At 38.3% G+C, this 17809-nt stretch carries 17 protein-coding genes and 2 pseudogenes; 9 read left to right on the forward strand and 10 right to left on the reverse strand.

What is annotated here, in order from left to right:
* Nucleotides 1–22: 22 nt before the first annotated feature.
* Nucleotides 23–919 (reverse strand): dihydrodipicolinate synthase family protein, encoded by an 897-nt coding sequence (locus IPK31_02960; GenBank protein ID MBK8086996.1) that lies wholly within the window; start codon nt 917–919, stop codon nt 23–25.
* Nucleotides 920–1028: 109 nt separating this feature from the next.
* On the opposite strand from IPK31_02960, the gene IPK31_02965 reads away from it, so the two are divergent.
* The 3 genes from IPK31_02965 to IPK31_02975 are packed head-to-tail and all read left to right on the forward strand — an operon-like array spanning nt 1029 to nt 2436.
* Nucleotides 1029–1583 (forward strand): RNA polymerase sigma factor, encoded by a 555-nt coding sequence (locus IPK31_02965; GenBank protein MBK8086997.1) that lies wholly within the window; start codon nt 1029–1031, stop codon nt 1581–1583.
* A gap of 36 nt (nt 1584–1619) precedes the next feature.
* A complete protein-coding gene (locus tag IPK31_02970) occupies nt 1620–1931 on the forward strand; it encodes a hypothetical protein (GenBank protein MBK8086998.1) in 312 nt (103 codons plus the stop codon).
* 10 nt (nt 1932–1941) lie between these two features.
* The gene (locus tag IPK31_02975) at nt 1942–2436 is read left to right on the forward strand and encodes a periplasmic heavy metal sensor (protein ID MBK8086999.1); all 495 of its coding nucleotides are present in this window, start codon (nt 1942–1944) and stop codon (nt 2434–2436) included.
* 67 nt (nt 2437–2503) lie between these two features.
* On the opposite strand, the pseudogene rimO reads toward IPK31_02975, so the two are convergent.
* Nucleotides 2504–3812: pseudogene (rimO, locus tag IPK31_02980) on the reverse strand (30S ribosomal protein S12 methylthiotransferase RimO).
* A 216-nt stretch (nt 3813–4028) separates the two neighbouring features.
* Between rimO and IPK31_02985 the strand changes: the two are divergent.
* The 3 genes from IPK31_02985 to IPK31_02995 all read left to right on the forward strand — a co-directional run bounded on the left by IPK31_02985 (nt 4029) and on the right by IPK31_02995 (nt 7642).
* On the forward strand, nt 4029–4517 hold the full coding sequence (locus IPK31_02985; GenBank protein ID MBK8087000.1) for a hypothetical protein: 489 nt from the start codon (nt 4029–4031) through the stop codon (nt 4515–4517).
* 352 nt (nt 4518–4869) lie between these two features.
* Nucleotides 4870–6516, forward strand: a complete 1647-nt coding sequence (locus tag IPK31_02990) for a DNA polymerase/3'-5' exonuclease PolX (GenBank protein MBK8087001.1) — start codon at nt 4870–4872, stop codon at nt 6514–6516.
* 211 nt (nt 6517–6727) lie between these two features.
* Nucleotides 6728–7642: a hypothetical protein gene (locus tag IPK31_02995; GenBank protein MBK8087002.1), complete on the forward strand. Its 915-nt coding sequence runs from the start codon at nt 6728–6730 to the stop codon at nt 7640–7642.
* Here the strand turns inward: IPK31_02995 and IPK31_03000 are convergent.
* The 5 genes from IPK31_03000 to IPK31_03020 form a co-directional block, all read right to left on the reverse strand.
* A complete protein-coding gene (locus IPK31_03000) occupies nt 7639–7854 on the reverse strand; it encodes a hypothetical protein (protein MBK8087003.1) in 216 nt (71 codons plus the stop codon). The genes IPK31_02995 and IPK31_03000 overlap by 4 nt on opposite strands.
* 96 nt (nt 7855–7950) lie before the next feature.
* Complete coding sequence (locus tag IPK31_03005; GenBank protein MBK8087004.1) at nt 7951–8451, reverse strand: hypothetical protein; 501 nt, start codon at nt 8449–8451, stop codon at nt 7951–7953.
* Entirely contained in the window at nt 8391–8894 is a 504-nt protein-coding gene (locus IPK31_03010) for an SAM-dependent DNA methyltransferase (protein MBK8087005.1), read from the reverse strand. Before IPK31_03010 ends, IPK31_03005 begins: the two co-directional genes overlap by 61 nt.
* Nucleotides 8888–9133 carry a hypothetical protein gene (locus IPK31_03015; protein MBK8087006.1) on the reverse strand — a complete coding sequence of 82 codons (246 nt, stop codon included), beginning with the start codon at nt 9131–9133 and terminating at the stop codon, nt 8888–8890. The genes IPK31_03010 and IPK31_03015 overlap by 7 nt, the downstream gene beginning before the upstream one ends.
* Nucleotides 9134–9589: 456 nt before the next feature.
* Entirely contained in the window at nt 9590–9736 is a 147-nt protein-coding gene (locus IPK31_03020; GenBank protein MBK8087007.1) for a helix-turn-helix domain-containing protein, read from the reverse strand.
* A gap of 893 nt (nt 9737–10629) precedes the next feature.
* On the opposite strand from IPK31_03020, the gene IPK31_03025 reads away from it, so the two are divergent.
* The 3 genes from IPK31_03025 (at nt 10630) to IPK31_03035 (ending at nt 14006) form a co-directional block, all read left to right on the forward strand.
* Nucleotides 10630–12393, forward strand: a complete 1764-nt coding sequence (locus IPK31_03025; protein MBK8087008.1) for an alpha-glucosidase C-terminal domain-containing protein — start codon at nt 10630–10632, stop codon at nt 12391–12393.
* Between the two features lie 314 nt (nt 12394–12707).
* Nucleotides 12708–13088 carry a hypothetical protein gene (locus tag IPK31_03030; protein MBK8087009.1) on the forward strand — a complete coding sequence of 127 codons (381 nt, stop codon included), beginning with the start codon at nt 12708–12710 and terminating at the stop codon, nt 13086–13088.
* 627 nt (nt 13089–13715) lie between these two features.
* Nucleotides 13716–14006, forward strand: a complete 291-nt coding sequence (locus IPK31_03035; GenBank protein ID MBK8087010.1) for a hypothetical protein — start codon at nt 13716–13718, stop codon at nt 14004–14006.
* A 93-nt stretch (nt 14007–14099) separates the two neighbouring features.
* Here IPK31_03035 and IPK31_03040 read toward each other — a convergent pair whose 3' ends face one another.
* The 3 genes and pseudogenes from IPK31_03040 to IPK31_03050 form a co-directional block, all read right to left on the reverse strand.
* Nucleotides 14100–15332, reverse strand: coding sequence for an isocitrate dehydrogenase (NADP(+)) (locus tag IPK31_03040; GenBank protein ID MBK8087011.1), 1233 nt, complete (start codon nt 15330–15332; stop codon nt 14100–14102).
* A 148-nt stretch (nt 15333–15480) separates the two neighbouring features.
* A pseudogene (locus tag IPK31_03045) lies at nt 15481–16710 on the reverse strand (TlpA family protein disulfide reductase).
* A gap of 75 nt (nt 16711–16785) precedes the next feature.
* The gene (locus tag IPK31_03050; GenBank protein ID MBK8087012.1) at nt 16786–17724 is read right to left on the reverse strand and encodes an NAD-dependent epimerase/dehydratase family protein; all 939 of its coding nucleotides are present in this window, start codon (nt 17722–17724) and stop codon (nt 16786–16788) included.
* Nucleotides 17725–17809: the final 85 nt, after the last annotated feature.

Consider the following 17809-nt stretch of genomic DNA (forward strand, 5'->3'; position numbering starts at 1 on the left):
GCTTTAGCCCTGACCATTTATCTTATAACGACGGTCTTGTTGCAATGCCATCATTGATCACTTTCAAAATGCGTTCTCTTTCTTCTCCCACCAGAGTTAAACGTGGAGCCCTTACACTTTCACTGCCAATACCAACCTGAGCTTCTGCCAGTTTAATATATTGAACAAGTTTTGGATGAATATCGAGTTCCAGCAAAGGCATAAACCAGCGGTAGATTTTTGTTGCTTCAGCAATCTTCCCTGCTTTCACCAAATTAAATATCGTTGTGGTTTCTTTTGGGAATGCACAAACCAATCCTGCTACCCAGCCATCAGCACCTAAACACAATTCTTCCATTGCCAGTGTATCAACACCGCATAATATTTTATAACGGTCGCCAAAGCGGTTGATCAGTCTTGTTACATTGGTAACATCTCTTGTACTTTCTTTAATAGCGCCAATGTTTTTACAAACAGTCAACTCATCAAACATATCAAGGGTTACTTCAATTTTATAATCAACGGGGTTATTGTAGATCATAATGGGCAGATCGGTTGAATCGGCCACTGTTTTAAAATAAGTCACCGTTTCATGGTCATCAGCTTTATAACGCATGGGTGGTAACATCATCAAGCCCTGTGCTCCCCATACTTTGGCATAAGCTGCCTGCCTTAATGCTTCATTGGTTGATCCTTCTGCAATATTGATGATCACCGGAATTCTGCCGGCAATTTTCTCAATTGCAAATTTTACCAGTGTTTCTTTTTCATCAACGGTTAAAACACTTGCTTCGCCCAAAGTGCCGCCAAGTACAACACCATGTATACCGGCTTCTAACTGTGCGTTCAGATTTTTTTCAAACAAAGGCAGATCCAGTTCATCATTGCCGGTAAATTTCGTGGTGAGTGCAGGGAAAACTCCTTTCCATTCAAATGACATATAAAAAATTTTGCCTAAGGTAAGAAACATTCGTGCCCGACTGAATGCAAGTTTTTGCTTTCATTAACGACTAAGTTCTTACCTTAACCCGGTTCATATCTGCCAAGGCATGCAATTGTTTACTGCAAGTGAAAAAGCATTCAGGGATTTTATAAAAGAACACCAGCCAAGGGTGTACAATACGGCATTGAACATACTCCAGAATGCGGAGGATGCGGAAGAAATTACCCAGGATGTTTTTGTGGAAGCTTTTAATAAAGCACATACCTTCAAAGGGGAATCGCAGGTGAGTACCTGGCTTTACCGCATCACAACCAATAAATGCATTGATCATTTAAGAAGTAAGAAACGGAAAAAACGTTTTGCCTTTCTTACCCAGTTGTTTCATGAGAGCGGGGAACCCATCAGCGATGCCAGCGACTTTGTGCACCCGGGGGTAGTGGCCGAAAACAGGGAAAAAGCAGCCATTTTATACAAGGCAATTGACCAGCTGCCCGAAACCCAGAAAGTGGCTTTTTTGCTGAGTGAAACCGACGGGTTGAGTTATGCTGAAATCAGTGAAATCGTTGGTACGTCTGTATCCTCTATTGAATCCCTGCTGTTCAGGGCAAGAAAAAACCTGAGAAAAATACTGGCAGATGTTTATAAAAATAACGATGGATAGCAAGTTTTTTATTGAATCACCGTCAAACAAACTGAAATGAACACTAAACAGGACAAATGGATTGATGAAATAATGGGCAGTTTGCAGCAAATGCAGCCAGCCGAAGGAAATCCGCACCTGCATACCCGTGTTATGGCCAAGCTCAGCCAACCCATTGCCCGCCAGCCTTTACAGTTAAAATGGGTGTACTCTTTTTCAGCAGTTTTTGCAATTATGCTGATGCTGAATGTGCTTGGCTGGAACGGTTCAACCGACAGCAACATTGAGGGCGTCACAACACAGCCGGTAGATATAGAAACTGTTATTACTGAATACGGACTGGAAGCTAATTATACCTCTTTACCCTGATCTCTAAGCCATGAATAAAGTAAAATTTTTAAGTGCTGCAGTTGTTCTGTTACTGATTCTCAATGCTGTAATGCTTTTTTTTATGTTTGGAAAACGCCCAGTAAAACGCCCAGGCAATGGACGTGAAGGAGCCAGACCTTACACAGAATTCATCAGCAAACAGCTGAATTTTGATACGATTCAAAAAGCACAGCTGATTAAACTGAGAGATGAACATAAAACAGACCTGGATCAGTTAAGAAAGGAAGACAATATATTACACGATACCCTGTTCGCCTACATTAAAAGAGGTGACCTCGATTCTTCAAAAATTGATTCTGTTACGAACCTGATTGCAGCCAACAAAAAACAATTTGAAACCACTTTTCTGAAACATTTCGCAGAAATACGCTCACTATGTAAGCCCGAGCAGTTAGAATTATTCAACAAAACAGTTGATCAGATGAGGAAAAGAAGAATGCCTTCTTTTGGAGGAAACAGTGACGGTAAGCAAAAAGGGAAATAAAATGTAACCTCATAAAGAAAACCCAGACGATACTGTCTGGGTTTTCTTTTTATTATAACTGTATAATTTATTCTATCACTTCACCTTCCAGGTCGTAATCAAATGCTTTTTTGATTTTTACATTCACGAATTCACCAATCTTTAATTTCTTATCAGATTGAATGATTACTTCATTATCCACTTCCACACTATCAAATTCAGTACGTCCCAAATAACGACCGGCTTCTTTTTTATCAATGATTGTCTTGAATGTTTGCCCAACTTTTTCCTGGTTCAGCTCTAAAGAAATTTCCTGCTGCACTGCCATGATTTCCTGTGCCCTTCTTTCTTTCTCTTCAGCAGGAACATCATCCACTAAATTATAACCGCTGGTTCCTTCTTCATGACTGTATGTAAATATGCCAACACGATCAAAGCGTTGTTTTTGAATAAACTCTTTTGTTTCTTCAATATCATCTAATGTTTCGCCGGGGAAACCTGCAATCAATGTTGTACGCAAACAAAGCCCCGGAACTTTTTCACGAACAGCAGCAATCACTTCTTCTGTTTCGGTTCGGGTGATCTGCCTTTTCATTGCCTTCAGCATATTGTCACTTGCATGCTGCAATGGCATATCTAAATAGTTACAGATATTATCACGTTCACGCATTACATCTAATACTTCCAATGGAAATTTATGCGGATAAGCATAATGCAAACGAATCCACTCCAACCCTTTTACATCAGCTAAGCGATTCATCAAATCACCCAGCATTCTTTTTGTAGAGATCCAAACCGTAGTAAGTTAATTCCTGTGCAATCAGCATCACTTCTTTCACACCCTTCTTCACTAATCCTTCTGCTTCCTTCACTAAGTCGTCCATGCTTTTACTTACATGCTGACCACGCATTAGCGGAATAGCACAAAACGCACAGGTACGGTTACAGCCTTCACTGATTTTTAAATAAGCATAGTGCGATGGTGTTGCCAGTAAACGTTCACCAACTAATTCACTTTTATAATCAGCCTCAAACTGTTTTAAAATATTTGGCAATTCCATGGTACCGTAAAATGCATCCACTTCAGGAATTTCCAGTTCCAGGTTATTTTTATACCGTTCGCTCAAACATCCTGTTACAATCACCTTATCTAATTTACCACGGCGTTTCAATTCAACCTGGTCAAGAATGGTATTGATACTTTCTTCCTTTGCCTTATCAATAAAACCACAGGTATTGATCACAACAATATTGTGATCTTTCTTTTGACTTTCATGCACCACATCAATTTCATTGGCCAGTAACTGACCGCTCAGCACTTCACTGTCAACCATGTTTTTACTGCATCCCAGTGTAATGATATTAACCTTATTTTTCTTTAATGTCTTACTCTTCATAAGTCGGCAAAGGTACATGAAACGGAGAAAAGGTTTCAACTAAACGTCACCTCGACGAAGGAGTGGTCTCATTCAATTTATGCTCTGCGAATTTTTGGAGATGTCTCGTACCTCCACATAACGAAACTAAAATGAAATCGATAAACGGCATATTGTCAGCTATTGAACCTCAGTTTGGCATCATTTTTTCAAGGCTGCTGTCAAAAGAACTCAATTATGAAGAAATTACTCATTATCGCACTTGCATTTGTTGCGTTTACACAGCAGCAGGCATCAGCACAATCAAAAGGAAGCAGTTACAAAACAGCAGTAGGTGTTAAATTTTATCCCGGTGCAGGCATCACCCTGAAACATTTTGTAAAAAGCAATGCCGCATTAGAAGGTATTGGTTATTTCTGGAGAGATGGCATGCGTATTACCGGTTTATATGAATTTCATGGTAACATTAATGGAGCTCCCGGCCTAAAATGGTATGTAGGTCCCGGTGCACACGTAGGTTTTTGGAACAACCGCTACTGGGACAGAAACTATCCAGGTTACAGAGGTAGTGCAATTGTTGGTATCGATGGCGTATTAGGTTTGGATTACAAATTCAATGCTGTGCCAATTAATATGTCGGTTGACTGGCAACCATCTTTTGAGTTTGGAGATTATGGCGGATTTAGTGGAAACTGGGGTGGTTTTGCCATTCGTTACACATTTTAAAACGGCCTTTGTAGCATAACAACTATAAGCTGTAAAGGCTACCTTCTAAAAACGAAAATCAGGTTTGGAAGCAACCCGGATACATGATTAATTTTACAAAGTATTTAAAAGGCCCCGTCTGAAAATATTTTTTGAAAAACAATTATACCCCGGTTCGCAATATCCTGAACATGAAAACCAAAGAATCCGTATTCTGCTGAAAATACAAACGAACGAAAGAGTTTTACAATTTTCAATGAAAGCTTCCCAACGGGAAGTTTTTCATTTTATACCCATTCCCAGCTCCATTTAAAAATCCTGTTCACTGTAATGTGCAGAAAGTATTTTCTTTGTACCAGATAAATATTACTGCATGCCCGACAATTACCAGATAGCAGACAGCTTTTCCTTACTGAGTAAACTCATGGATATTCATGGAGAAAACTCATTTAAAGCAAAATCATATGCTGCCGCCGCATTTAATATTGAAAAGCTGCCAGTGCAGTTAGCAGAAGTTGATCCTGCAAAAATTGCAACTTATAAAGGTGTGGGCGAAAGCACAGCAAAAAAGGTGATTGAAATTTTACAAACAGGCGAACTGAAAGCATTGACTGACCTGATTGCCAAAACTCCTCCCGGTGTAATTGAAATGCTTTCTATAAAAGGGATCGGTCCAAAGAAGATCTCCACCATCTGGAAAGAAATGGAAATAGAAAGTATTGGTGAGTTATTATATGCCTGCCAGGAAAACCGTTTACTCTTATTCAAAGGTTTTGGTGAAAAAACACAGGCCAATGTGCAGCAGTCAATTGAATTTTTTCTGCAGCATAAAGACATTCACCTGTTTGCTGATGTGGAAGCCTATGCACTGGCCATTGATAAAAATTTGAAAGATTCTTTTGCAGCAGCAAGGTTTGAATTAACCGGTGAATTCAGAAGACAGATGGAAATCATTCACCAGTTAGAATGGGTAACCACAGCTCCTGCTGCAGATGTGGAAACCCTGTTTACCAAAAACAATTTTGAACTGAAGGAAAAACAGGAATCCTCTTTCACTGTGAAAGGGCCTGAAAATATTTTACTGCAATTTCATTTTGCCACTGCAGAAAATTTTGGTTCTGTATTATTTCAAACATCAGCCAGTGAAGAATTTTTAACTGAATGGGGAACGTTTAATGCTGCAGCAACAGAAGAACTCATCTTTGAGAAAAAAGGCATCAACATTCTTCCCTCCTGCCTGCGTGAAGAATACACAACCGATCCTGTTCCTGAATTGATTCAGCCTTCGTCTGTAAAAGGAATTATTCACAGCCACAGTAACTGGAGCGATGGAGGCACAACCATTGAAGCCATGGCGAAACATGCACAGGAAAAAGGATATGAATATTTAGTGATCAGCGATCACAGCAAAAGCGCCGGTTATGCCAACGGACTTTCTGTTGAACGGATCGGTCAGCAGCACAAGTATGTTGACGAGCTGAACAACAAAATGAAAGGCTTCCGCATTTTTAAAAGTATTGAAGCGGATATTTTGGGTGATGGCTCATTAGATTATGATGACGATGTACTTGCTACTTTTGATTTAGTAATTGCATCGGTACACAGCAACTTAAAGATGAATGAAGAAAAGGCAATGATGCGTGTTATGAATGCCATTGAAAATCCATACACGACTATTCTCGGTCATATGACCGGACGTTTATTATTAAGCCGCAATGGTTATCCGCTCGATCATAAAAAGATTATTGATGCCTGTGTTGCCAACAGTGTTGTGATTGAATTGAATGCACATCCACGCCGTTTGGATATTGACTGGCGATGGATCAGTTATGCCATAAAAAAAGGCGCACTCATTTCCATTGACCCTGATGCACATGAACTGAGCGGCTATGAAGATATCCGTTACGGTGTGCTGGCTGCACAAAAAGGAAGACTCACTGCCGCACAAAACCTGAGCAGTTTTTCTTTAAATGAATTTGAAGATTATTTAATGGAAGTGAGGAGGGAGAAAGGGATTTGAGTTGGGCATTGACGCAACCCGACAATACAAAAAACGCATATTGCAACAGATGAAAATCAAATAGTTAGAAATTTCATTTCTTGGAAGAGTTGCGTATATTACAGTGTTGGGCGTAATTAACGACGTACCAAACAATTAAATTCTTTGACGATCTGGGGGCATAAAGCATTAATTTACAGAAAATTTTAAAAGCAAGTCAGGATTATAAGAAATGGAAAACTTAGAAGAATTTTACGAAAAAATCAGAAAACGTTATGGTGAAGTTGACCCCGAAGCCCTAATAGCAGTTCTTTCTCCAATCGTCATCCCTATCAAGGATCTTGACAAAACAATTTTCAAAGCGGCTGGACAAACTCATTGGAGGGCAACATTCAGAATCGATATTGCAGATGAATGGAGCCAAATGATGCAAAGAGGTATGACTGGGAAGTTTGTTTCTAGAGAATATGTTGAAGAGAATGGAGTGTGGAGAGAGATATGTAAGGGTAGAATAATAGATGCAAATTTTGAAACGAATGTAGCAGTAGGCGAAATTTATGTAGGTAAACAAAAAACGCATCTTATAGAAGCTATTAATGAACTTGACGAGAATGATTACCTTGAAATTGATCAATTCGGTGCATCTGCAAAAATATTAAGCTCCCTAGCAGAATATTATTTAGCAAAACATGCTGAAGATAGAGGTTACAAGGTTAGGAGAATGCCTGAAGATACAGCAAGGCATTTAGGTACTTATTATAATTATGATTTTGAGTTTGAGAAAAATTCAGTAACTAAAAAAATTGAAGCGAAATCAATCTGGGGCACCAATACCGATTATGCTCGATTGATTCACAGTACAACATCAAAACCAAGTGGGCCTGCAGCGAATTGGACAGCAGAACAAAAGAAGACGTATTATCCTACTAGTAGTTGTAAATTTTCTACACAAGATATTTTTGCAGTTAATCTTTTTTTACGAACCGGAAAAATAACTGATTTTGCCTTTGCAAAATCTATTTCCATCGCTGATGCACCAAACGGGCTTCCTTTTGTTGCTGAATACCCGGAACATGTAAACCAAAACCCAATATGTAAAGTTGATAACATTACATGGTTTTCTACGATAGATGAAGTTTGGGATTAACCAAGGTCATTTTGAAGAATCCAAGTATTCGATAATTTACGCACCTTATCTTTATATTTATTCTCCTGAGTATAGAATTTAGTTTTTAGGTCTTCGACTTCTTTTGCTTCTTTATTTAGTTCAATTAAATCTTTTCTTTTTATAGGAAGTAATATATCTAAAAAACAGTTCTCATCAACAGCGGGATATGCAATGCCGATATTGTTTCGCATTAATTGCTTTGTAACAAAATCACTTTTTAGGAGTTCAACTAATAAACTGCCGTGGTGTACTGCACCCGGTTGTACAAATAGCTTTATCTCCGATGATCACTTATCACCCTTTTGTTCGGGACGTACGGTAGAAGCTAATACATCATTAAGTTTAACTTGTTTCCTTGCTCTACTTGGAGCATCGATAGCTGTAATTAGCTTAGAATTTGCTATACCCGTAGTCTGTATATCAGATATCTCAATATACCTAAACTCCTTATATATTCTCCTGGGATCAATTCTATCATTTATTAAACTAGCTACTTCGGAAATTTTTATATACTCTTTACTGCTTTCTACTATTTTAGTAAATTCTTGTTCACTCAGTGAAGCATGATAATTAGCATCCCAGCGATGAAAACTATCATCAAAATTTATTCTCCGGCCATATTTAAGATTTCCATTGAGGCTTTGGATTTCATTTAAAATAGAGTCTAAATCTGAAGGTTCGGTTGAAACTTTTACTTTATTGCTTCCTTTAGTAAGTACTTTAAATCCTATATTCTTGCAAATGCCAAAATATGTCTGACTTGATTGATGATTATCTTTCCAAAGCAAATTGCTGAAGTTTTTTGTAGATGTTCCTGCGGCCTAAATGTTTCTGAAGGAAATGATATTACTGCCCTTAATTCAATATGCGGATGTATCCCATTTCTGAGATCTTGAAACAACCCTCTATTTGTCAAAATGCTATCTGGTACTACGGAAACACAATATCCTCCTTTGGCTAACCAATCAACATATCTTTCAATAAACAATATTTCTGAATCAATTTTTCGAGGAATTTTAGTAGACCATTTTCTGAAAATATTATAGCTTAATAAAGCATTACCACTAAACTCTGCACCAAAAGGAGGGTTTGTAAGTATTACTCGAACTTTATTTTCAAACTTATCAACTAGAATTTCTTTATTGTTGCTTATGTCTAAAGAATTGAGAGAATAAATATTTTCACACGGAATACCTAATGAACAAAAACTATAAATTGTTAACCTCAACATTCTATTGCTTTTATCAAAGCCACAAAGAACATGATTACCCATATTCTCAATCCATAAAATTGTTCCATCATAGCCAGATTTTCAATAACTTTTGGCAACAATTGATGGATAATTTCAACAAGAAATGAACCTGCTCCACATGATGGATCGAGAATGTACCCGAAGGACTTGCATTTAATTGGATCAGTTAATTCCTCAAGCTCAGATTTTGTTAGATTTTGTATGGCGAGCTTAACCATGAATCGAGTCTTTCTATTGGTGTCAAATATTGACCCATTTCCTTTCATCTGCAAATGAATTAGCTAAAAACCTCCCGAATATTTCATTAAACAAATCTAACCTTCTTAAAGTTGATATTTTATCCCAATCAATCTTATTAAACTCTTGACAAATTTCAATTATTAATGAATTCTGATCCTGGTAATTGATAATTTATAATCACCATTTAGTAAATGCAAATTTGCATACTTACCTAAAATGAATAATAGAGATTCATTTACATAATTAATGAAAGCTTGTGTGTCAATAGCTTTATTTTTAATTTCTTTGAATTCATGCAACCCTTTTTATTTTGCTTTAGAAGTGAGATTTGTGCCAATAGTAATTTGGTCAAATCCTCCAAGCTTCATTTCTTGTTGAATTTTCCCCACCTATAAAACTTTCCTTAATCCCATTAACAAACTATGGGGTCTCCTTTAAATGCTCGAATAGTTTGTTTTCTTGGGTTTCACATCTTCTGCTAACCATCTTTGGACAGTACGTGGACTCACCTTATATGTTTCTGAAATATCTTGGACTGTAATAAGATTGTCCTCAATAGCTTTGTATAGTTTTTTAATCATAATTGACACATTTGTACACGGGGTGTAAAACACGAATGTAAATACTATTTCTTAAATGACCAACTACGCCCAACAAAAGTATTTGCAAAAGCAGGGCTGGACAATGTAACATCAGCTATGTGCAAGCATCAGCAGCAGTTCGGGCTCGACGTTCAATTTTCGAGCATTAGTTCTTAACTTAAACAACATATTTTCAATTGGGCATTTGTACCGGGCTGGACAATCACTGAATCCCCTGCCTTCGCAAATACTCGGACGTTGGCAGCAAGGCTAAAGCGACACCTTAACTAATGTAGATATGGCACTTTTTACAAGGGAATTATTCTCAAAAATCTCAAACACTCGTCTTGGAATAGTAAAATGGGAATTGTAGGCATCTGTATTCATAGATTAAAAAAGACAGAATGGGCTATCAGGCAAATCAAGGAAACAATCCGTTTTCAAACCTTTCTGTGAATGGAACTAATATGTACAAATTGTGAAACTTTATACCGCCGTATGACAGCAAAGATGTTTATAATTACATTGCTGCAAACATCGGTGATTGGACAAATGAAGCCGTGACAATAAGAAATAGGTATTCATAACAAAAAGAAATAGTCTTCAAAAGCCCGTGCTGCCAACATGAACTGTGTAAAAAACCAAATAAATTTTGATCTTTTTTACGGTTTTGCTGAACAATAGTTTGGTTAATCCAGGCTGTGGTTTGTGCTGGACAAACAACTTTGATCTTTAGTTCTTAATTTCAGTTTAATATTTTCATCCTATAGCTATCGGATCAGCAGTGGCCCACCAAAAGGAATTCTATTTACACAAGTACCTTTCAACTTCCAGGAAAATGAAAAACAATTATGTAAACCTCTTCTCTTAGTTCAAATCCTTTTTTATTAAACATCTCATTATGTGTTGCCCAGAATAATGTTGCCCCGCAGTGGAGCAAGGGCATTGTGTGGTACCAGATTTTTCCTGAACGTTTTAACAATGGCGACCTGGCTAATGACCCGAAAGTAACTGACCAAAACGGAGCATATCCTTTTGATGATACATCAGCATTTCAAATTCATCCGTGGACAAGTGACTGGTATCAGCTGCAACCTTACGAACTGAAAAACGGAAGAAATATTTCCTACAATATTCAGCGGAGAAGGTATGGTGGAGATTTGCAGGGAGTACTGAACAAGCTCGACTACATACAATCGATGGGTGTAAATGCGATTTATATGACGCCCATTTTCTGGTCGCCCTCATCACATAAATATGATGCATTGTGTTATCATCATGTTGACCCGACTTTTGGACCCGATCCAAATGGAGATATTGAAATGATGAAAAAAGAAGATCCGTTGAAACCGGAAACATGGGTATGGACAAAGGCCGATTTACTTGCTTTGAAACTGATTGAAGAAGTACACAAACGAAAGATGTTTATCATTTTTGACGGCGTGTTTAACCATATAGGTGTAAAGAGTTTTGCCTTTGAGGATGTGCTGAAAAACCAGCAGGCATCAGCCTACAAAGATTGGTTCGATATTAAAAGCTGGCGTGACAGTTCAACAGGTACAAAGTTTGAATACAAAGGATGGTTTGGTGTAAAAACGCTGCCTGAATTAAAAGAAGACAGCACCGGCATAGTTGCAGGGCCGAAGGAATATATTTTTAATTCCACGATGCGCTGGATGAACCCAATGAATAAAGGTATTGCTTATGGCATTGATGGCTGGCGCCTGGATGTGGCCTATGATGTTGGTCATCCGTTTTGGAAAGACTGGCGCAAATGGGTTCGCAGCATCAATCCAACTGCTTATTTAACAGCTGAGCTGGTTGATCCTATAGAAAAGACCAGGCCTTATTTACTGGGCGATGAGTTTGATGCTACGATGAACTACAATTTTGCCTTCATTGTGCATGATTTTTTTGTACAGGATACAAGTGGTTCAACAGTTACACAGTTTGACAGTAAGCTGAAAGAACTAAGGGAAGCTTTTGGTGAAGATGTTGCTTTCAATATGCAAAACCTCATGAACAGTCATGATGCAACACGTCTTGCTAGTGCAGTTGCGAATCCTGATGGAGAGAAATTTGGTAACTGGGGCAAGTATTTTAACTGGAGCCAAAAGAGCAACAACAGAAATTATAATGCACGAAAACCAACACAGGAGCAAAGACAAAAGCAAAAACTGATCATAGCTTTTCAAATGCTTTACTTAGGATCGCCCATGTTTTTTTATGGCGATGAAGCAGGGATGTGGGGAGGCAACGACCCCGACTGCCGCAAACCAATGCTGTGGCCCAATCAGAAGTATGATGCGGAAACATTTAATCCCAATCAAAGTAAACATGACCCCGATGAGGTGGTATTCGATCAGGATTTATTTGACTGGTATAAAAAGTTTATCGGCTTCCGTCAGCAGTATAAGTCTGTCAGGCTTGGCAGCTATAATACTTTAGCAATTGATGATGAAAAAAAGCTGTATGCTTTCAGCCGCAAATTGGGTAACGAAGAAGTAATTGTTATCATTAACCGCAGCAACAAACCGTTGCTATTTACCCATCCGGAATTGAAGAAGCAGAAGTATAAAAATCTATTTACAAAACAATCAATTGGTAACGAAATTAATGTGAATGGTATGGATGTTGTTGTGCTGGGCAATAAATAGGTTTAGACTCTAAGCACACTAAGAATCAAATGGCTTTTCAATTTCAGTAGGGGCAGGACAAACAATATTCAGCATTAATTTTTAACTTCATCAAAATATTTTCAATCAGCAGCGGTACCGGGGCAGACGGAATACAAATACCAAACCTTCTGTAAGCCCTGCACATTGGCGGCAAGCCTGCATACGGACAAAGTTGTAGTAATTTTTAGATTTATTCTTAAAATTAATGGATGGATTAACGACATCAGTTATCGCAAGCAGAAAGAAAGTCATGCAAACATGCTTGTGCTTAACAACAAAGATTCATTACCAAATTGAAAAATAAAAATAGCATATATTTAATTGTTGCAATTTCTTTATTCGTTGGACTCTTACATTTCCTAATTGGACCTAATTATCAAGGAATATTGAAACATTTTATACGAGGTTATTTAATTGATATTCTACTTCCTTTCAATCTTTATTTATTGCTTCAAATATCCTTAAGAAAGAAGATAGCTGTTACTAAATCCAGAATAATTGGGGCAGTCTTTACTCTTTCTTTTGGAACTATTGTAGAGATATTACAATTGAATAAAATTGAATTTCTGGGAAGCACCTATGATCCTTTGGATATTTTAATGTATGGAACAGGTGTTGGATTGGGTATTATTATGGACTTGACGATTATTAATAGATTTGAAAAAACAGAATAGTCAACGTCAAAGAAGCATTTATGTTGACAGCTTGGGAGTCAAGGTAAATTAAAGAAGTAAAATTGATTATAGGCCAGCCGCCAACAAAGGTTTACCTCAAAGCTGGCAGACGAAATAACAATCGGCTGTTGTACTGCTATCAGCTATTACCGGTCCTGACCGAATTCTATTTGGTTTTTAGTTGTTAACTTCAACATCAGTAATGTTTCGTCCTGAAATAGGTTGACTAAAAAACAACCATTTATGGACTTAAAAGAACAAATTATTAAGGAGTACCTGGAGCAAGTCTGCAGGTACCGCACGTTAACTGCCAACTTATGCAAACACTCTAATTCTCGCCCTTGTTGGTATTCTCGAAACAAACACACCGAGGTTGCATCTTTTGACCAACCGCATAAGTCAGGATTTCCTTTTATGCTGATGAGAATTGTTTTATCAATTTAGCAGATTCTACTATACCGTCTTAAATATTGTGTTTAGCTTTACAAACTGAGCATTCAAAAAATGTGAAAGAAACAAAATTGACCAACGGAACCGAAAGGTCAATACAACTATCCCACCCTTAAAAAACTGCATCTTACCTTATGTAACCATTTTTTTACAGGATGTAAGTTTATTTAAACAGGAATGAAAATAATTGCTTTGCTATTGCTGTCGTTGTTAGGTGCCGTACAACCATCCACTCTTACATACGAATGGAGAAAAATTTCGGGACCTTCCCAATACAGGATTATTTCCCCCAACTCAGCTGTAACTGATATAACCAACCTCGTAGCCGGCGTGTACCGGTTTGAATTAAAAGTAACCAACCGTTACGGTATTTCTTCCAGGGATACGATGGTTCTTACAGTGAATCCATCATCAACCAATTATATATCACAAAAGGCAGTAGGTAAAATCAGGAAACCTTCTAATTGAATCAAAGCCCCGGTTCGTAGCACACGAAACGAAGTATGTAATAAAAAAATCCCTCAACAATGTTGAGGGATTTTCATTTATTCTTTCTTTCTATTAACCCAGCTTTGCTTTCAGATTTTCATCAATGGCATCTAAAAACTCTTCTGTGTATAAATAGTGTTCGCCATGATTTACTTTGTTACCATGAACACAGATCGCCAGATCTTTTGTCATCTTTCCTGTTTCTACTGTTTCAATGCAAACAGCTTCCAGCTTATTGGCAAAATCGATCAGTGCCTGGTTACCATCTAACTTACCACGAAAAGCCAAACCTCTTGTCCACGCAAAAATAGAAGCAATGGGATTGGTAGATGTTGGTCTTCCCTTCTGGTGTTCACGGTAGTGACGTGTAACTGTTCCGTGTGCTGCTTCTGCTTCCATGGTTTTACCATCAGGCGTAATGAGTACAGAAGTCATTAAACCGAGTGAACCAAAGCCCTGTGCAACTGTATCGCTCTGCACATCGCCATCATAATTTTTACAGGCCCATACAAAATTGCCGTTCCATTTCAATGCACTGGCAACCATGTCATCAATCAAACGGTGTTCGTACACAATGCCTGCTGCATCATACTGTGCCTTAAATTCATTCTGGTATACTTCTTCAAAAATATCTTTGAAGCGGCCATCATATTTTTTGAGGATGGTATTTTTTGTAGAAAGATATAAAGGCCATTTTTTGCTCAGTGCCATATTGAAACAGCTTCTTGCAAAACCATAAATACTTTCGTCGGTATTGTACATGGTCATAGCAACACCATCACCTTTGTAATTGTACACTTCAAATACCTGTGGTTCACCGCCGCCTTCAGGACTAAAGGTCATGGTTAATTTTCCCTTGCCTTTGATCACTGTGTCGGTTGCACGGTACTGATCACCAAATGCATGACGGCCAACAATGATGGGGGCTGTCCAGTTGGTAACCAAACGGGGAATGTTTGAGATTACAATTGGCTCACGGAAAACAGTACCATCTAAAATATTACGGATGGTTCCGTTCGGGCTCTTCCACATCTGTTTCAGTTTGAACTCAACTACACGCTGTTCATCGGGAGTGATGGTTGCACATTTAATACCAACACCATATTCTTTGATCGCATTGGCTGCATCAATCGTTACCTGATCGTTGGTTTCATCCCTGTATTCAACACCAAGATCATAATACTTAATATCCAGGTCGAGGTAAGGAAGGATCAGTTTTTCTTTAATGAATTTCCAGATGATTCTTGTCATCTCATCGCCATCCAGTTCAACAACAGGGTTGGCAACCTTAATCTTTGCAGCCATCAGTTTAGTCTTTAATAGTTAAATAATACAGTTGTACCTGTTTTCAGGGACAGCAAATATACTACTTCGCCTATTAGATAAAAGATCAGTAAATAAAACAATTGTCAAAGGCTTCGCAGTACAAGTAGTTCTGTATCATGAAATGCGGCTATTCTGCCAGTAAAGATTGGATGGTGCGGTAGAACTCCGTTTTAAACTGCTCATGAAACTCCCCCGTTCCCGGGCCATAGAACCCTGACTGAACTTTCTGTACATTTCCTTTTCTGTCGATGAAAATAGTAGTAGGGAAGAATTTAATAGCTGTTAATTGCGGCAAGGTTTTCTCCGTTTTCTGCTCATCGCTTACAGTTGTTGGTGTAATTAACACAGGGTATTTAATGCCGAAACGGTTGATGAATTTCTGAATACTTGCTTTGGACCGGTTGAAATCGGTACTGTATTCATAAGCCAGTGCAATAACCTCCACGCCTTTACTTTGGTACTGCTTATAAAACGCTGTAAGAAATTTACTTTCATCCATACAATTGGGGCACCAGCTTCCCATGAGCTGTATCACAACAACTTTATTTTTAAACCTTGCATCATTGATAGAAACAGTTTTGCCATTTACATCTTTAAACGAAAAATTCAGTTTGCTTTCGCCCGGTTTTAATTGTGTACGCTGCGTTGTATCTGGTAATGCAGCCAGTTCATTTTTTTCAGCCCTCCATGTTTCTTTATTGGCAGCACTGCTGTAAAACGATCCGTTGATTATTTGATTTTGCCTGATCTCTGCTGTAAATAAATACGCATGACTTCCATCAAAACAGCTCAGGTATAAACTGTCGCCGCTTACAACACCTTCTAAGAAACGGTAATCGCCACTTGGTGTTAAAAATGTTCCGGTGAGATTAGAACCTTTTTGCTGAAACTCAGCAATAGCCGGACGATCAGTGCCATTTGGCCTTGTAAAATCAACCTTCCATCTGCCTGAAATATTTTCTTTTACTGTTGATGAAACCGGAAACCGTTCTTTTATTCCCTATTGAAATACAACCGGTAGCTCAAGGTATTTTGTACTGGTTCCTTTGATCCATTTGCCTGTGAGTGATTGATCAGGTTGAACTTTTAGTTTGAATGATGATTCAAAAAAAGGCATCTCAATAAAAACCGAATCTCCTTTCTGTTTAATATCATCTACCAGCAACCGTTCAGCTCCGTTACGTATATAAAGGATTGTTTTTTTATTTTTCTCTGTTACTTCAATATTGAAAATAAGCCTGGCATCATCAGGTCTTGTAACGGATGCCCTGTACCAGCCGGTACGAAGTTTTGTTTGTGCAGTAAGCCCTGTGCTGAAGAAGAATAAGAGCAAAAAAATCCCTGAGAATAATTTCATCATAATAATATGCGCAAATTAAAGAGGTAAGCTGATTAATCAGTAAGATGACACCCGGTTAAGAAAAATGTTTTGTTATAAATTTTCAAACATGTCTTTTGTCATGGCGGCAAGATCATATTCATGTTTCCAGCCCCAGTCTTTTCTTGCCACACTGTCATCAATGCTTTGTGGCCAGCTGTTGGCAATATTTTGCCGGTAATCGGGTTTATAGCTGATGTTGAACCCCGGTTTATGTTTCACAATTTCAGCAGCAATTTCTTTGGGCGAAAAACTCATAGAAGAAATGTTATAGGAATGCCTGATTGAAACTTTATCTGCAGGTGCTTCCATCAATTCAATGGTGGCACGAATAGCATCGGGCATATACATCATTGGCAGGTAGGTATCTTCCTGCAAAAAACATTCGTATTTATTTTCTTCAATGGCTTCATGAAAAATCTCAACGGCATAATCCGTGGTGCCACCGCCGGGGGCCGACTTGTAAGAGATCAGGCCCGGATAGCGGATACTTCGTACATCAACACCATAGCGCTGAAAGAAATAATTGCACCAGAACTCACCTGCATATTTGCTGATGCCGTAAACAGTTGTTGGTTCAATAATGGTTTGCTGCGGACAATTTTGTTTGGGAGATGTAGGACCAAATACCGCAATGGAGCTTGGCCAGTAAACCTTGTGCAATTTTTCTTCCCTTGCAATATCGAGTACATTCAGCAAACCCGTCATGTTCAGGTTCCAGGCAAGGTTGGGATTTTTTTCACCCGTAGCAGAAAGAATAGCGGCAAGTAAATAAATCTGGGTGATGTTCTGACGGATGACCTGCACATGCAGCATTTCTTTATTCATCACATCCAGGCTCACATACGGACCGGTGCCTTCCAGCAGTGGGTTTTGTTCACGCAGATCAGAAGCGATCACATTCGCATTACCATATATTTTACGGAGTGCCAGTGTTAACTCAACACCAATCTGTCCGCTTGCACCAATCACCAGTATTTTATCTCTTACCATAATTCGTTTTATAAGTAAGTGTAAAAATAAAGGCAAAAACAATCACTCGTTTGCATAAATATTATCTTATTCTGGATTTGAATTG

Source organism: Chitinophagaceae bacterium (assembly GCA_016713085.1).
Lineage (GTDB): Bacteria > Bacteroidota > Bacteroidia > Chitinophagales > Chitinophagaceae > Lacibacter.

Bases quoted from the DNA above. Each gene is read 5' to 3' on its own strand.
- IPK31_02985 (MBK8087000.1), top strand. From the start codon at position 4,029: ATGAAGAAATTACTCATTATCGCACTTGCATTTGTTGCGTTTACACAG.
- IPK31_03040 (MBK8087011.1), bottom strand. From the start codon at position 15,332: ATGGCTGCAAAGATTAAGGTTGCCAACCCTGTTGTTGAACTGGATGGC.
- IPK31_03020 (MBK8087007.1), bottom strand. From the start codon at position 9,736: ATGATTAAAAAACTATACAAAGCTATTGAGGACAATCTTATTACAGTC.
- IPK31_02995 (MBK8087002.1), top strand. From the start codon at position 6,728: ATGGAAAACTTAGAAGAATTTTACGAAAAAATCAGAAAACGTTATGGT.
- IPK31_03050 (MBK8087012.1), bottom strand. From the start codon at position 17,724: ATGGTAAGAGATAAAATACTGGTGATTGGTGCAAGCGGACAGATTGGT.
- IPK31_03035 (MBK8087010.1), top strand. From the start codon at position 13,716: ATGAAAATAATTGCTTTGCTATTGCTGTCGTTGTTAGGTGCCGTACAA.
- IPK31_02990 (MBK8087001.1), top strand. From the start codon at position 4,870: ATGCCCGACAATTACCAGATAGCAGACAGCTTTTCCTTACTGAGTAAA.
- IPK31_02975 (MBK8086999.1), top strand. From the start codon at position 1,942: ATGAATAAAGTAAAATTTTTAAGTGCTGCAGTTGTTCTGTTACTGATT.
- IPK31_02960 (MBK8086996.1), bottom strand. From the start codon at position 919: ATGTCATTTGAATGGAAAGGAGTTTTCCCTGCACTCACCACGAAATTT.
- IPK31_03015 (MBK8087006.1), bottom strand. From the start codon at position 9,133: ATGGTTAAGCTCGCCATACAAAATCTAACAAAATCTGAGCTTGAGGAA.
- IPK31_02965 (MBK8086997.1), top strand. From the start codon at position 1,029: ATGCAATTGTTTACTGCAAGTGAAAAAGCATTCAGGGATTTTATAAAA.
- IPK31_03010 (MBK8087005.1), bottom strand. From the start codon at position 8,894: ATGTTGAGGTTAACAATTTATAGTTTTTGTTCATTAGGTATTCCGTGT.
- IPK31_03000 (MBK8087003.1), bottom strand. From the start codon at position 7,854: ATGCGAAACAATATCGGCATTGCATATCCCGCTGTTGATGAGAACTGT.
- IPK31_02970 (MBK8086998.1), top strand. From the start codon at position 1,620: ATGAACACTAAACAGGACAAATGGATTGATGAAATAATGGGCAGTTTG.